A 15,506-nucleotide genomic window follows, 5' to 3' on the forward strand; every position below is an offset into this window, starting at 1 on the left:
CTTGAAAAATCGTACCATTTCTATAGCTGGCGTGATTTATGAACAATTGATTCCTTCGCTATAATTTGGTTGCACGTGTACACCACTAAGCCACAAGGGGGATTTCCATGAAAAAAGCAGGATGGATGTTCATGCTCGTATTCATCATTGTTACATTAATTGGCTGTGCAGGCTCCAATTCCGGTAGTGACCCTGAGAATGCATCCGCAGGAGATGAAGAGGTTGAACTGAAGTTCATGATGTGGGGAAATCAGGCGCACATGGACGTCTATAACAAGTTGATTGATAGCTTCACACAGGAAAATCCGGGCATCAAGGTGACGATGGAATCCGTGCCCTTTGCGGAATACCAGCAAAAAATATCTGTGCTTGCAGCTGGCGGCTCGCTACCGGATATCGCCTGGGTCTCCGAACGGATGATTCCACAATTCAAATCCAATCACATTCTGGCAGACGTATCCGAATTCAAGGATGATGCAGAGTTCAAGCTGGATGACTATATTCCAAGTACGCTGGATCTGTTTCGGGATGGTGAACAACTGCTTGGCTTGCCGTTCTCTACGCCTCCGGTCGTCATGTTCTACAACAAATCGCTATTCGACCAGGCTGGTCTTACGGATCCCAACACGCTCGCCGCTCAAGGACAATGGACGTGGGAGCGATTTGAAGAGACAGCGAAGACGATTGCCAGCAAGGAAGCAACAAACCGAATCTATGGTGCCAACTTTTTTCGCGATTGGAAGACTTGGGCTGTTCTTTCCTCCTATTCCTGGTCCAATGGCAGCGGGCCTTTTGATGAGAGCATGACGAAGTTTACCTGGAATGATCCTTATGGTGTGCAAACCTTGGAATTGCTTGAACGGATGATGTTTACCGATGAGTCACACCCGAAGGCAGGTGAGCAGGTCAGCTTCGATGCTGGTAATGTGGGTATGTTCTTCGACAACTACAGCTATGTGTCCAAAGCAAGAGAGATTATGGACTTCGAATGGAGTATTGCCCCGATGCCTTCAGGATCTCAGGGCAGTGTGCCCATGCTGGGTCAGGCGGGATATGCCATGTTTAATGACAGCAAACATCCCGAAGAAGCAAAGAAACTGCTGAAGTTTTTTGCTAGCGAACAGGGAATTGAGGCTACGGCGACCTACTTTGTTCCTCCGCGTACCTCTGTGCTGAATTCTGATGTTTTCATTAATCAGCCGAATAATCCTAGCAAGGAACATATTGTTCAGGCAGTCATTGATGAAATGCCGAAAGCTCGCTTGATTCCGGGCCATATTCGCTGGCAAGACATCGACAATGCAGTATTGCAGGGTTTCGATCGATTATTTGCCCGTTTAGCCACACCTCAGGATAATCTGAAGCAGATGCAGGAAGAGATTCAAGGCCTGCTGCAATAATTAAATAATGGGATATCTAAAGGAGGTAACGGTATGGGGCAATTGGAAGAAGCGCTGAACGGACAACGCATGTTGCTTGTAGTCAGCCTGCCCGCTAACGATGCAGCACTGGCCCGGGCAGCCATTGAAGAAGGGGCAGACGCACTAAAAGTACATTGCAATGTCGGACACCGCGCCAGTGGATATCAGTTTGGTCCGCTTGATGAATACATTGAAAACTTCCGTGATATCCGATCCCAATTTAACGGTCCGCTTGGAGTGGTCCCGTCGGGTACCATTGATGGGATTCAACGGGAAGGTGTGATAAGGCTTTCCGGTTTGGGTTTTGATTTCTATTCCATATATGCTCACCATTTACCGTCCTTCATGCTGGGTGAGCTCGGTCTGGATAAAACATTTGCGATCAATGAACACTACGACCCTTCCCTCGTTAAGGAGGCTAAACATTATGGTTTTACCGCGTTGGAAGCATCGATTGTCCCCGGAGAAGAGTATGGGACATCGCTAAGCTTCTCAGATGTCCTCCGGTATCGCCGGTTAGTGATGCAAGCAGAGCTTCCGGTGTTGGTCCCTTCCCAGAGGAGACTGGTACAGGAGGATGTGCAGGTGCTGCACGATACCGGGGTTAAGGCGATTATGCTTGGGGCAGTCGTAACAGGTAAAACGGAGGACCAACTGCGAAAAGCCGTTAACGGGTTTCGCAATGCCATGGACAAACTGAAGTAGAAGGAAGACGGATGAGATGAGGAGGGCCAGCGTTGACCAATTCACGCAAATATTCAGGAAGAGGACCGCTTGCAAGAGAGGCCCAGATTGCAGGATGGCTATTCGTATCTCCGATGGTTCTTGGTTTTACTCTGCTTCTGCTCTTTCCAATGGGCCTCGCGTTATACATGAGCTTGACCGATTGGCCATTGCTCGGAGATCATCACTTTATTGGGCTGAATAACTACCGCGAGATCATGGTAGATAAGATGTTCTGGAGGGTACTGGGAAACACCGTATATTTCACAGGTGGACTTGTTCCGCTCAATATCGTGCTGGCGTTGCTACTGGCTTTGCTGTTATCCAAAAGTCTGCGTGGCATCGGAGTATTCCGTACTGCCATCTTCGTTCCGGTCATGACGTCACTTGTTGTGTGGGCAATTGTATGGAAGCTTATGTATGCAACAGAGTCGGGACTGATCAATCAGCTTCTGTTGATGATAGGCATCAAAGGACCGGCTTGGCTCTACAATCAGGATCTGGCGATGCCCGCGGTGATTGTGACCAGTGTGCTAAAAAATGTTGGCCTAAATATGGTACTGTTCATAGCCGCAATACAGCAGGTACCCAGATCACTGTACGAAGCGGCCAAACTGGATGGTGCAGGCAGGCAGAAGGCTTTTTTTCATGTGACGCTTCCAATGATTACACCTACGGTATTTTTGACCGTGGTAATGACGGTCATTGGATCGCTCAAAGTGTTTGGGCAGATTTATGTGATGACACAGGGAGGTCCAAGCAATAGCACCAAGGTGTTAGTCTATTACATCTGGGAAAAGGCTTTTAAACTGTTTCAATTCGGTTATGCTTCTGCATTGGCGTATGTACTATTTTTTATCGTACTGATTCTTACGCTGCTGCAATGGCAGCTACGAAAGAGGTGGGTTTTCAATGAAGGCGATGCCTAAGCCATCTGTTCATACAGCAGGAGGGGCAGTTGGTACGTATTTATTGCTGACCTTGATCTCGCTGGTCATGATTGTACCCTTTATTTGGATGATATCCACATCGTTCAAGGAGCCTCAGAGTATATTTACGTATCCGCCTCAGTGGATACCGGAACCGTTTCGATTTCAGAATTACATCGATGTCTTTCGATTAATTCCATTCCATCGTTTTTATTTTAATAGTGCGTATATTGCTGTTTTGGTTGTCCTGGGCACGGTATTCTTCGCCTCCCTTGCGGGATATGCTTTCGCCAAAATTCCATTCAAGGGCCGCAATGTGGTATTCCTTGTGTTACTAAGTGCCATGATGATTCCTCATGAGGTGACAGCAATCCCGATGTTTTTGTTTATGCGGCAGCTGGGCTGGATTGATACACATCTCCCGCTGATTTTGCTTCCAATCTTCGGGGCAGGTGGTGTATTCGGAATTTTTGTGATGCGACAGTTTTTTATTACGGTCCCAACTGAACTGGAGGAAGCAGCGATGATTGATGGCTGCAGCAGGTTCCGGATATATGCGCGGATAATGCTGCCGATTGCCAAACCTGGCATGGCGACGCTGACGATCTTTACCTTTGTAACCATTTGGAATGAGTTTTTTGACCCGTTAATTTTCATTAATTCACGCGAGTTAATGACGCTACCACTAGGCTTGTCCCTGTTCACTGATGAAGTGGGTACGGCCTGGCAATATTTGATGAGTGCTACGGTTATGGCGACTATGCCATTGCTAATTGTCTTTTTCATAGCTCAACGGCGATTCATTGAGGGTGTTGCGATGACAGGACTCAAAGAATAGTCAGCTAAACAAGGAGAGGAGGAGTAGAATGAACGACCAAAGGAGCATGAAGACAGAACAAGCCGATGTGGTCATTGTGGGTGGAGGCCCTGCCGGCATTGCGGCGGCAATCGCTGCCGGACGACACGGCGTGCGTACGGTACTGGTAGAACGGTATGGGTTCGTTGGTGGAATGTCGACCGCAGCTATGGTCTATCCTTGGATGACATTTCACACGGAGAGCGGCGAGCAGGTAATTAGAGGTATCGCTCAGGAGATCGTTGACCGACTGAAGGAGCGGGGAGGATCTCCAGGACATCTCCGCGATACAGTAGGATTTGTGCATAGCGTTACACCATACCATCCGGCCATTTATCAGGTGGTTGCTGCGGATATGCTGCAAGAGGCAGGTGTTCGACTGATGTTACACAGCTTCGTGGATGAAGTGGTTGCTCTGGAAAATCGGGTGGAAGCGGTTAGATTAACAAACAAATCGGGCCGAATGGAGCTGAGGGCAAAAGTATTTGTCGATACCAGTGGCGATGCAGATGCAGCTTATCTAGCTGGCGCTGCTATCGCAAAGGGACGGGATGGAGATCAACGGTCCCAGCCTATGACCATGAAATTTCGAATGCGCGGTGTAAACCTTGAGCGAGTAAAGCAATATATCCTGGAGCACCCGGAAGATTTCTACGCCAAAACACCTGTTGCAGAGCTGGATCGTATTCCGTTAACCGGGGTGAGTGGTTTTTATTCGCAATGGCAGAAGTCAGGTATTCCGATTAACCGTGATCAGGTGTTGTTTTTTACCGGGCCTGCTGAGGATGAAGTGTTGATTAACTGTTCCAGGGTCCAGGGACTGGATGCTACCAATGCAGAGGATCTCACCTCTGCTGAGCAGGAAGGCAGAAAGCAGGTACTCATGATTGCTGAATTCTTGCAGCGCGACGTACCCGGATTCGAGCGGGCTTCGATTTCTGCAGTTGCTCCCCAGATTGGCATACGTGAATCGAGACGGATTATTGGACATTATTCTTTGACGAGGGAAGACGTAGTTACGGGGCGAAAGTTTGACGATGTTATCGCCAGAAGTGGTTATCCCATTGATATTCATGATCCTTCAGGTCAAGGCGTAGCAGCTGCATTTATTGAAGGGGATGGAGCATACGACATTCCATATCGCTGCCTGATCTCCAGCAATATCCGAAACCTGCTGGCAGCAGGACGCTGCATCTCTACTACACATGAGGCCCATGCTACAACAAGGCTGACCCCCAGCTGCATGGCTACGGGGGAGGCAGCCGGAACATCAGCTGCATTGGCGGTGCAAATGCAGCTTGATCCACTGTCAATCCCGGTTGCGTTGCTGCAGAAAGAATTACGGCAAAATGGAGTGGCGATTTGAAATCGGAAACAATACGCAAATAATAAAGAGTCCAGTTAGACACAGATATGTGTTAGCTGGACTCTTATGTGCATACCCAATGCCTTTCGATAGATCTAACCGAATCAATTCATTCTTGCCTCAAGTCGCCGGGCCACGATGGAAAGGGCGTAGTTGATGACAAAATACAAGACCGCTGCGAGCAGGAGCGCCGGGATCACGTAATCGAAGCTCTGACCGCCCAGGATCTGCACGTTGTGCATCAGCTCCGGCAAGGAGATGATGATAGCCAGGGACGTATCCTTCAGCAGGGAGATGAACTGACTGACCATCGGCGGCGACATGCGGCGCAGTGCCTGAGGCATAATGATGCTGCCCAGGGTCTGCATATAGCTTAGACCGGAGGAACGGGCGGCTTCCACCTGTCCGCGCTCAACCGATTTGAGACCGCTACGAACGATTTCGGCGATCATGGCGCCTTCGAATAGGCTAAGCCCAACGACGGTGGACCAGAAGACGGACATCTTAATCCCCAGCTGGGGCAGGACAATATGAATGAAGAAGATGATCAGCAGCAGCGGCAGGTTCCGAATCGTATCCACAATAACCGCGATAATCTGTGACAGGACCGGAATACGTGTATACCGAATAGTACCCAGCACGGTGCCGAGAACAAAGCTGAAGACGATTGACAGTCCTGCTACCTGCAGGGTAATCAGGAATCCATGCAGCAGGAAACGAAGGTTGGGCCAGGCATAGGCCCCGCTAAAGTCCATTGTACATCGACCTCCTTCTGTGAGTGGAGCTAAGGCTGAATAGTGGTATGGCTAAATCACATGGTAACCTGCCCGGCTGGCTTGTTTTTCTTCGACTTGCCCTTGCGGCCTCGTGCTTCGGCGTCGCTCTGTCCAAATCTACGCTCCATATAATGAACCAGAAAACTGAGCGGCAGCGTTAGTACGAGGTAGAAGAGTGCAACAATGGTATACACGCTCAGCGGCTGGAACGTATCCGAATTGACCAGATCGGCAAAATACATCAGGTCCATGCCGGCAACAACGGCAAGAATGGAGGAGTTTTTGACCAGGTTGATAAATTGATTGCCGATGGATGGAAGCACAATCTTGATTGCCTGCGGCAAAATGATCAGGTTCATGGCCTGTACGTAGGACAAACCTGAAGATCTAGCAGCCTCCAGCTGTCCCCGGGGGACGGTCTGAATGCCTGCCCGGATGGCTTCGGCAATAAAAGCTGCCGTGTAGATGGTAAGACCTAGCGTACCGGAGACAAACCCGTCCAGTGAAATGCCAAGGGAGGGCAGTCCAAGGTAAAAGAAGAACACGACCAGCAGAAGCGGAATATTCCGAATGAATTCCACAAAAGCGGTACCGATCCAATTGAGCGGCTTGATGGGGGATATCCGAAAGATTGCCATGATTGCTCCAAGGATAAAACTGCCGATCAAAGCCATGATGCTTACTTGAATCGTATTGAGAAATCCCTCCAGGAAACGTTCGGAATGCTTAAACAATACATCAAAATCCAATTTGCCCATGTAGGCGAAGCCTCCGTTCTCCAGATGTGAAGCGGCGACTCATGCTGTATGGGTGGTTTAGTCCCTACAGTTGAAAACCGCCGCTCGTTCATCGTTAATCGAGGTTACTCGGGCTTGGTGCCAAGCCATTTTTCATGTAAAGTATCGTATTCACCACTGTCTTTCATGCTCTTGAGCAGGCTGTTTACTTCTTCTACAAAGGCAGTGTCGCCTTTGCGGATGGCCATTCCATATGGCTCGCTTGTGAAGTTGCCACCAACCAGCTTGTAGTTGTTGTCCGTTTGCTGCATGCCGATCAGGATGATATTGTCCGTCGTCAGTGCCTCACCTTTGCCTGCTTTGAGCGCAGTGAAGGCATCCTGATAGTTGTCGAACTCCAGTACTTCGGCATCCGGAGCTTTTTCACGAATATTCTGCGCAGAGGTTGAACCTTTAACTGCGAGCACCTTCACGCCTCCAAGGCTCTCCAGTCCAGTGATGGCACTATCATTTTTTACAAGAAGGGACTGTCCTGCCTCGAAGTAAACGTCACTGAAATCCACCTGCTCCTTCCGCTCGTCCGTGATCGTCATGGTAGCGATGATGATATCGATGTCACCGTTCTGGAGCATGGGAATCCGGGTTTTGGATGTGACCTCTTTCAGCTCAACCTTGGTCTCGTCTCCAAGGATCTGTTTGGCAAGTGCCTTGGCGATATCGATATCGAATCCTTCGACCTCACCACTTGCCGGGTCTTTCAAGCCAAAGAGCTTCGTATCGTATTTGACTCCGGCAATTAGCTTGCCGCGTTCCTTAATCTGTTCAATGGTTCCTTTGGCTGCAGCATCCTCACCACCGCCACCACTGCTGTTGGTAGCTTCCTCTCCCGTACTACAGCCGGCCAATGCCAGCGAGAGAACCAAAACAAGGACAAACGACGGCCACTTCAGCAAATTCTTCATGAGTAAAGACCCCTTTCAAAATGGAATATTCTATCATTCTCAGTGATGAATTAGACGACTTAGGAACTGCTGTGCCCGCTCTTCCCGCGGGTTATCAAAAAATTCTGTGGCAGAAGCCTCTTCCACAATCCGGCCTTCATCCATGAAGATGACACGGTCTGCCACTTCACGGGCAAAGCCCATTTCGTGAGTAACGACAACCATGGTCATGCCGTTATGCGCGAGAGAGCGCATGACATCCAGGACTTCCCCGATCATTTCGGGATCGAGCGCAGAGGTGGGCTCGTCAAACAGCATGATTTTGGGCTCCATGGCGAGTCCCCGCGCGATAGCAACCCGCTGCTGCTGTCCACCGGACAACTGGGAGGGATAGCTGTCAGCCTTGTCGGCAATGCCAACACGGGTTAAATATTTCATTGCCGTAGCAGCTGCCTCAGCTTTGGGCTGTTTGCGTACCTTTACTGGGGCAAGTGTAATGTTATCGATGACTTTTTTGTGAGGATAGAGATTGAAGTGTTGAAATACCATGCCAATGTCGCGACGGAAGAGGTTGATGTCCACCTTTTTCTGATGTAAAGGGACACCGCTGACGATGAGTTCGCCTTCCGAAATGGTCTCGAGACGGTTGATGCAGCGGAGCAGTGTACTTTTGCCGGAGCCGGAAGGGCCAATAATGACAACGACCTCTCCTTCTTCAATGTGGAGATGAATATCTTTGAGGACATGAAAATGACCAAAGTGCTTCTGCACACCCCTAAATTCAATCAAGAGTAACCCATCCTTTCTGCAACGTTGGTTTGGAAAAGGAATAATAAGGAATAAATTGAAACTAGTTATTTAATCATACATAGTCATCCTTCTTCTGGCAATTGGTTTGTAATAAAACATGACATAAGTATGAGCTTGAATAGGGCTGTAGGCCAAAAATGCGTTATGTATTTGTTAAGTTGGTAAGTTGTTTGTGACGAATCCTGACAGAAAAATGAATCGAATCTCCTAGAGTTTTTACAACCTTTGGAATAGATGTATAGAGTATACTGATATTGATACCTATCCTATGTCCAGGGTAACGGAACAAATAACCTCAAATTCTAATGCTACATGGCAAAAAAGCACAACCTTGGTCCAGATCCCGTTGATATGATGGGTGATAATACTCATTCCTGAAAGCTATGACATGTCGATCACAGTCCAATCCCAATACAGAGAAGAGAGGATGTTCTGAACGATGAATACATACTACTCCCCATTACGAACAGGAGAAGGTATCCAAGCTAATACGAAAGCCTATGAGGTTGCTCTACCAGACATTCCTGCTCGGGATTTCCGCATCACGGACTACGGAGCCAAAGGAGACGGCGTAACGGACAACACGGAGGTGTTCAGGCTTGCTATAGCGGCGTGTGCTGAAGCAGGTGGCGGACGGATCGTCATTCCGGCAGGAGTCTGGCTGACAGGTCCGATTGTGCTTCGCAGTCGCATTGAGCTCCACACAGAGACGGGAGCATTGGTTACGTTCAGTCGCCAGTTTGATCATTATCCTCTAATTGCTTCGAGCTTCGAGGGGTGGCAGGTGGTGAGATGCCAGTCTCCGATTGACGGAGAATCGTTGGAGGATATCGCGATTACAGGTGAGGGAATATGGGATGGCAGCGGAGAAGCATGGCGTCCAGTCAAACGGTCCAAGATGACCGCTTCACAATGGAGTCGATTGGTTGCTTCCGGTGGTGTTGTAGAGCGTTCGGGTGGTGAAAATGAAGAAATCTGGTGGCCTTCGGCCTCGGCCCTTGAAGGTGGCGCCATCGCCAACCGGCTTCATATGGAACAGGAGCGTGAACTGTCCGCTTATGAAGGAGCTAGAGACTTTTTACGTCCGAACATGGTCAGTTTGCGTCGGTGCAAGCGGGTGCTTCTGGATGGTCCCACATTCCAGAACTCACCTGCATGGAACCTGCATCCGTGGGCATCGGAGCATGTTACCATACGTAACGTGAGTGTACGAAATCCGTGGTTTTCTCAGAATGGCGATGGGCTGGATATTGAATCATGCCGTCATGTTGTCGTGGAGCACAGTGTGTTCGATGTGGGGGATGATGCCATCTGCCTGAAATCCGGCAAGGACGCCGAAGGACGAGAGCTCGGTCTGCCATCTGAATATATTACAATTCGGGACTGCACCGTATATCATGGTCATGGCGGATTCGTTATTGGCAGTGAGATGTCGGGTGGCGTACGGCATGTGCGGGTATCGGATTGTACATTTATTGGGACGGATATTGGACTAAGGTTCAAAAGCGCCCGCGGGCGCGGTGGAGTCGTTGAGGATATTGAAATTCAGCGTATCTATATGAAAGATATCATCATGGAAGCCATCTCGTTTTCCTTTTTCTATGCGAATATGGAGGGATCAGCCCGCGGCAGCGATCTGTATCAGGACATTAGTGAAGAGACCCCGGTGTTCCGCGATATTCGCATATCGGATGTTATCTGTGCAGGTGCAGAGATGGCTTTATTCGTAAGCGGGCTGCCCGAAATGCCTCTGGACGGTGTAGTAATTGAAGGATATGACGTCACTGCTCGGAACGGTATACAGTGTGCTCATGCGAAGCACTTGAGAATTGCCAATCTGAGAGCCCGGATTTCCGAAGGATCATTAATCCATTTGCATCAGTGCAAGGGAGCTGAAATAGAGGGTGTACAGGGAAAGGGGCCTGACGGCCGGCTTCTGATTGTAACAGGACACGAGTCTGCCGGCATTGTGTGCCGGGAGGATGATGCAGATGAGGAAGGACGCCAGATTTCCATGGGTCCTGAGGTAAGAAGCGGTGTGCTCATCCGCAGATAAGAGTCCTTGATAAGATTGAATGGCAAGTCGTTCGTTAATTCACATTCAGCCGCAGTGGTGTAGCGTGTGTCTCCAGATATCATCCTGATTTTTGTGATATAGAGACACATTCATCCGGGTAGGGCTACCCACTCGGCTTCTATCTTCAACTTCCCAAGATTCCCCGTACTAGCGATGCTCTTTTCGATAGCGCAAAGGGGTGGTTCCGGTCACCTGTTTGAATGTTTTGTTGAAATGAGCCGTGTGCTCAAACCCGACCTTCTCCGCAATCAACTGCACCCGCTCCTGGGTGGACAATAGGCGCCGCTGCGCTTCCCGAACCCGCACGACCCGTAAATATTCACTGAAGCGAAAACCGGTAAACCGACTGAACATCCGGCTCAGATAGGATGGACTGATATAGAAACGGGCTGCTGCATCCTCCAGGGTAAGCGGTTCGTTGTAATGTCTGTTCACGTAAGCGGCAATCTCGCCGATTTTATCCTGCATCGGGTGAATCGGGCCGGGTGACATCAGGCGACTATTTTCTTCTACCCGGTAGATATGGACCAGAAGCTGAGCGAGCAGGCTTCTGACAACCATCTCATAGTGAGGGCGACGCTCCTTGCATTCGCGCAGCATCTGCCATAGCATGCGTTCCATCTCTTGCTGCTCTGATTCGGGGAAGTGAAGCAGTCTTGATCGTTCGAAAGGGAGCAGACCGCACACACCGAGTTCCATCCCGGTGGCAAACGAAGGAGAGAAACCGATAAGAATTCGTTCGAATCCGGGCCTGTTTCCTCTGGACGTTGTATGTACATCATGCGGATTAATGAGGATTAGATCACCTTTTCTCGCGGTCAGGAGCTGGCCGTTCATGGAATACATCCGTTCTCCTTCAAGCAGGTAATACAGCTCGTAAAATGGATGAGCGTGAGGCTGCGGCATGGCATTGCCTTCATGTCTGCGCATGTATTCAATGGTGAATGAATTTTCCCCAATGCGATATTTGGGTCCGATTCGATCCTCAATCATACTCATGATCAGGCTCCCTTCTACTTCGTCTGATTTACGTTTATATCCATATCATAACGGAAAATCCAGTTTGTTGTAAACGCTATCAAAAGTTTCGTTTAAATGGAATGCACGGGTTCCAAGGGTGACAAACGAACAGCGATGTTTTACAGTAGGGAGAGTGAGGCCAAACTCTGGAAGAGGGTCTCCAATATGATTTGGAAGGAAGGAAACAGGTTATGACGACACATGAATTATCGCCTCTGGTTGCTGCGCTGGATATGCAGCCCCACGTTGAAGGCGGTTGGTATAAGGAAGTATGGAAGGCTTCTTATCAAATCCCGCAATCCGTTCTGCCGGAAGCTTATTCGGGTCCAAGATTCTCCGCAAGCTCGACGTACTTCCTGCTGCACCCGCATGAAATTTCCGAGTGGCACACCGTTTTGTCCGATGAGCTGTGGTTGTGGCACAGCGGAAGTCCAATTGAATTGAAACTGGGCGGCAAAGGGGAAAACCCTGGGAATGAGGAAGTGCTCGTACTTGGCATGGATCTTGCTGCAGGGCAATCGCCTCAGGTGCTTGTTCCAGCCGGGGTATGGCAAACGGCACGTCCACTGGGAGATGAGCCTGTGCTGGTAACGTGTGTGGTTGCGCCAGGTTTCCACTATGATGATTTCAAGCTGGTTTCCAAAGGCTGATCGGTTACAGCGATTGAATGGCAAAATCCCGATTCGGATGCAGATGCATTCAAATCGGGATTTTTTGGTTTTGCTTATTTCATGAAGCTTGTCTAAATGACTGAGCTTAGAAGTTAAAGTTATCCGGATCCGAACCGAAGCGTTTGTTTTCGTTCAGTCCATTAATCTGTTCAACCTCATCCGCAGTCAGTTCAAAATCATATAGATCAGCATTCTCTCGAATACGCTGTGGCGTAACGGATTTTGGTATGGTTACGATGCCGTTTTGAAGATCCCAGCGCAAAATGACCTGTGCGGGGGATTTGCCGTACTTCGCTGCAATATCCTGAAGAAGCGGGTGCTCCAGCAGATTCCCTTGGCCGAGTGGAGACCAGGCCTCAATCTGGATCTGGTGTTTACTGCAGTAGTCCCGGAGCTCCGATTGAATCAGCAGCGGGTGAAGCTCGACCTGATTCACAGCAGGTTTGATGGTGGCATCCGTCATCAGATCATCCAGATGGTGAATCTGGAAGTTGCTGACACCAATAGCGCGGATGCGTCCTTCCCGGTGTAGTTTCTCCAGTGCTCTCCATGTATCCTTGTATTTGCCCTTGACTGGCCAGTGAATCAAATAGAGATCCAGATATTCAAGTTCGAGTCGTTCCATGCTGGCTTCGAAGGCGGCCAATGTTGATTCATAGCCTTGGTCGCTGTTCCATACTTTGGTGGTAATGAACAGATCCTCGCGGGCAACTCCGGATTCACGAATACCTTGGGCTACACCGGTCTCGTTGTTGTAGGCTTTGGCTGTATCGATGCTGCGATAACCTGCCTGAATGGCCGTTTTGACGGCTTCAACCACTTCTTCTCCATCTTTCACTTTGAATACGCCAAAACCCAGCCAAGGCATTTTGACTCCGTTATAGAGTGTCGTTGTGTCCTGCACGTTTTTCATGATCCGAATTTCCTCCCCTGTTCCTTCAATTGTCCCACTATGTAATTACCCTGCTGTAAGGCAGCCAATCGTATAAGATAGGCCATCTTTCCTGATTATACTAAATGCTCTTGGGAAAAGGAAAAAGATAGGCAGTAATATTTTACTGAAAATCAAACTCTTTTACTCTTTTTTGGCAGCTGGAGGTTTGGTTTTGGTGCGTGCGGGTGATAAGATGAAGTATACGCGATATGGAAGCGAAAATAATGAAAAGTAAAGTGCTAATTAACGGCTTTGGAATATTCACCTTCGAAAAAAGAACGGAATATGCACGGATGGATCCAATTGGGATCAGACGTGTGATTAATGATAAAGGAGCAAGAATGATGGCTAAACCTAAACAAACCAAAAAGGCAGCTGCCTGGTCACTCGTCGTAATGGGGGCAGGCTTTGCCGCTTCATTGCCGTTTCAGGGCAGTGTTGTAGGCAAGCTGCTGGTGGGTTCATTTGAAGCGGGATTGGTAGGGGGACTTGCCGACTGGTTCGCTGTAACGGCATTGTTCCGCCACCCGCTCGGCATTCCGATTCCGCATACGGCCTTGCTGCCGAAGAACCGGGATAAAATGACGGAGGGCCTTGTTTCTGCGGTGGAGAACAATCTGCTCAACAAAGACAGCATTACCGAGAAAATTGCCGGTTTCAAGGCAGCGGAAACGGTGCTCGACATCATGACACGTGAACTTCACAATGATGGCGTCAAAACAATGATCGACACACTGTGCAAACGTATTCTGGCTGGGCTGCCGCTGGAGCAGATTGCACCGCTGGTTGCGAGCGAGATCAAATCACAGGCCGGGGCTTTTGACCTTGGACCGATCCTGGAACGGGCATCCATCCAATTGAGTGAACGTGGATATGACACGAAGGCACTGGATTACGGCTTGAAGCAGGCGGAAGAGTGGCTGGTGAAGCCGGAGACTATCACGTTTCTGGGTGAGAGCGGCATGAAGGCAATAAGTGGCATTCAAATGAATGGCCTTATGCAATTTGCCATGAATGCCTTCCTTGGCTATATGAATGAGGAGAAGCTTGGCAGCATCCTGCAGGGATATTTGTTTGACCAGGTAGAGGATATGAAGCGTGAGGGAAGTGCCCTCCGGTATAAGGTGTTAGGTCTGGTTCGAACTCAGGCGGTGCGTCTTGCCTTGAACGAAAGTGTGCGCGGCGGATTGAACGGCTGGAAAGACAGCCTGCTGGACAGCTGGAACGCAGAAGAAACCGTGCTGAACAAGCTTACCGAACTGAGGGAAAGAGCACTCGCCGCTATGGAGGATGGAAAGTATGTGGAGACGTATGCTCTTCCTGCCATTGAGCGGGTATTGTCCGATCTGCGCTCAGACCGTGCATTGCTGGATGGCATGAATGCCAAGATTGTCGAGGGTGTAACAACGCTGCTGGAGAAAAACCACTCCAAGATCGGTAATTTGGTCCGTGAAAATGTTGATAAAATGGATAATGCCTCATTAATCTCATTGATTGAGGACAAGGTAGGCCAGGATCTTCAATGGATTCGGATTAACGGCGCCGTGACCGGGTTCGTTATCGGTATTGCGCTGACTGCCCTGCGGATGGTACTGGAATAAGATCATAGGCTTAGTACATTGGAGGGCTGCCCTAATATGGGCGGCTCTTTTTTGCGTGTCTGCGCAAATGCAGCAAAAATTGTTGCAAAAATCAGGAAAATGGGTAATGTAACCCGAATCCTTTACTGGAACCATTTAGGAAGAAAGTTATATAAAAACGATGCCGTGAGCCGATGTAGGCATGTTGATTTTGTACTATGATGCAGTTAACAAACGAATAGGGCGGATTCCAAAAGGCTGCTTAGAATTATGACCGAGGGGGGATTGGTATTCAACGTACAGGAGGGCTTAAAGGCTTCATTGCACTCATCATCATGGTTACTTTAATTTTGGGAGGCTGCAGCAATATGAAAGAAAGCGAGAAGCAAGCATTGTACCAGGAGGCCGAATCCAGTGTGGTTCAGTACTTCAAGCAGAAATATGAACTGGATGTCGTGATTACCAGCAAAGAACTTTTACCTGAAATGGCGGTTTCCCAGATCGGTCTGAAAGGGCATGTGAAGGACCATGAGGATCAAAGTTTTGGCATATCATACGATTACAAAAAGAAAACAACCAAGAATCTGGTCATTAGCCCGGAGATTGAGGAAGCCATACAAGCGAAAGGGTACGATCCGTACGCCAAATAAACAGGAGGTGTAGTT

15 protein-coding genes are annotated in these 15,506 nt (G+C 49.0%); 9 read left to right on the plus strand and 6 right to left on the minus strand.

Features of this window, described 5'->3' with window-relative positions:
* Nucleotides 1-107: 107 nt before the first annotated feature.
* The 5 genes from CHI14_RS22885 (at nucleotide 108) to CHI14_RS22905 (ending at nucleotide 5,295) form a co-directional block, all read left to right on the plus strand.
* The gene (locus CHI14_RS22885) at nucleotides 108-1,400 is read left to right on the plus strand and encodes an ABC transporter substrate-binding protein (RefSeq protein ID WP_095291606.1); all 1,293 of its coding nucleotides are present in this window, start codon (nucleotides 108-110) and stop codon (nucleotides 1,398-1,400) included.
* A gap of 33 nt (nucleotides 1,401-1,433) precedes the next feature.
* The gene (locus CHI14_RS22890; protein WP_095291608.1) at nucleotides 1,434-2,126 is read left to right on the plus strand and encodes a hypothetical protein; all 693 of its coding nucleotides are present in this window, start codon (nucleotides 1,434-1,436) and stop codon (nucleotides 2,124-2,126) included.
* 113 nt (nucleotides 2,127-2,239) lie between these two features.
* Nucleotides 2,240-3,073 (plus strand): carbohydrate ABC transporter permease, encoded by an 834-nt coding sequence (locus CHI14_RS22895; protein ID WP_481856449.1) that lies wholly within the window; start codon nucleotides 2,240-2,242, stop codon nucleotides 3,071-3,073.
* The gene (locus CHI14_RS22900) at nucleotides 3,066-3,911 is read left to right on the plus strand and encodes a carbohydrate ABC transporter permease (protein ID WP_481856450.1); all 846 of its coding nucleotides are present in this window, start codon (nucleotides 3,066-3,068) and stop codon (nucleotides 3,909-3,911) included. Before CHI14_RS22895 ends, CHI14_RS22900 begins: the two co-directional genes overlap by 8 nt.
* Before the next feature lie 46 nt (nucleotides 3,912-3,957).
* Entirely contained in the window at nucleotides 3,958-5,295 is a 1,338-nt protein-coding gene (locus CHI14_RS22905) for an FAD-dependent oxidoreductase (RefSeq protein ID WP_170948242.1), read from the plus strand.
* Nucleotides 5,296-5,399: 104 nt separating this feature from the next.
* Here the strand turns inward: CHI14_RS22905 and CHI14_RS22910 are convergent, their stop codons facing one another.
* The 4 genes from CHI14_RS22910 to CHI14_RS22925 form a co-directional block, all read right to left on the minus strand.
* Nucleotides 5,400-6,050: an amino acid ABC transporter permease gene (locus tag CHI14_RS22910; RefSeq protein WP_095291616.1), complete on the minus strand. Its 651-nt coding sequence runs from the start codon at nucleotides 6,048-6,050 to the stop codon at nucleotides 5,400-5,402.
* Between the two features lie 56 nt (nucleotides 6,051-6,106).
* Nucleotides 6,107-6,829: an amino acid ABC transporter permease gene (locus CHI14_RS22915; protein WP_095291618.1), complete on the minus strand. Its 723-nt coding sequence runs from the start codon at nucleotides 6,827-6,829 to the stop codon at nucleotides 6,107-6,109.
* Between the two features lie 104 nt (nucleotides 6,830-6,933).
* Complete coding sequence (locus tag CHI14_RS22920; protein ID WP_095291619.1) at nucleotides 6,934-7,770, minus strand: transporter substrate-binding domain-containing protein; 837 nt, start codon at nucleotides 7,768-7,770, stop codon at nucleotides 6,934-6,936.
* Between the two features lie 39 nt (nucleotides 7,771-7,809).
* A complete protein-coding gene (locus CHI14_RS22925; protein WP_095291620.1) occupies nucleotides 7,810-8,538 on the minus strand; it encodes an amino acid ABC transporter ATP-binding protein in 729 nt (242 codons plus the stop codon).
* Nucleotides 8,539-8,998: 460 nt separating this feature from the next.
* Here CHI14_RS22925 and CHI14_RS22930 point away from each other — a divergent pair, with 460 nt between their 5' ends.
* On the plus strand, nucleotides 8,999-10,615 hold the full coding sequence (locus CHI14_RS22930) for a glycoside hydrolase family 28 protein (protein WP_095291621.1): 1,617 nt from the start codon (nucleotides 8,999-9,001) through the stop codon (nucleotides 10,613-10,615).
* A gap of 168 nt (nucleotides 10,616-10,783) precedes the next feature.
* Here CHI14_RS22930 and CHI14_RS22935 read toward each other — a convergent pair whose 3' ends face one another.
* Nucleotides 10,784-11,635 carry a helix-turn-helix transcriptional regulator gene (locus CHI14_RS22935; protein WP_095291623.1) on the minus strand — a complete coding sequence of 284 codons (852 nt, stop codon included), beginning with the start codon at nucleotides 11,633-11,635 and terminating at the stop codon, nucleotides 10,784-10,786.
* A 212-nt stretch (nucleotides 11,636-11,847) separates the two neighbouring features.
* On the opposite strand from CHI14_RS22935, the gene CHI14_RS22940 reads away from it, so the two are divergent.
* Nucleotides 11,848-12,306 (plus strand): cupin domain-containing protein, encoded by a 459-nt coding sequence (locus CHI14_RS22940; RefSeq protein WP_095291624.1) that lies wholly within the window; start codon nucleotides 11,848-11,850, stop codon nucleotides 12,304-12,306.
* A gap of 106 nt (nucleotides 12,307-12,412) precedes the next feature.
* Here the strand turns inward: CHI14_RS22940 and CHI14_RS22945 are convergent, their stop codons facing one another.
* Nucleotides 12,413-13,240 carry an aldo/keto reductase gene (locus CHI14_RS22945; RefSeq protein WP_095291625.1) on the minus strand — a complete coding sequence of 276 codons (828 nt, stop codon included), beginning with the start codon at nucleotides 13,238-13,240 and terminating at the stop codon, nucleotides 12,413-12,415.
* A 365-nt stretch (nucleotides 13,241-13,605) separates the two neighbouring features.
* Between CHI14_RS22945 and CHI14_RS22950 the strand changes: the two genes are divergently transcribed.
* On the plus strand, nucleotides 13,606-14,862 hold the full coding sequence (locus tag CHI14_RS22950; protein ID WP_095291680.1) for a DUF445 domain-containing protein: 1,257 nt from the start codon (nucleotides 13,606-13,608) through the stop codon (nucleotides 14,860-14,862).
* A 347-nt stretch (nucleotides 14,863-15,209) separates the two neighbouring features.
* Entirely contained in the window at nucleotides 15,210-15,491 is a 282-nt protein-coding gene (locus tag CHI14_RS22955) for a hypothetical protein (protein ID WP_095291627.1), read from the plus strand.
* The last annotated feature ends 15 nt before the right edge of the window (nucleotides 15,492-15,506 follow it).

This window comes from Paenibacillus sp. 7516, from assembly GCF_002272715.1.
GTDB lineage: Bacteria > Bacillota > Bacilli > Paenibacillales > Paenibacillaceae > Paenibacillus > Paenibacillus illinoisensis_A.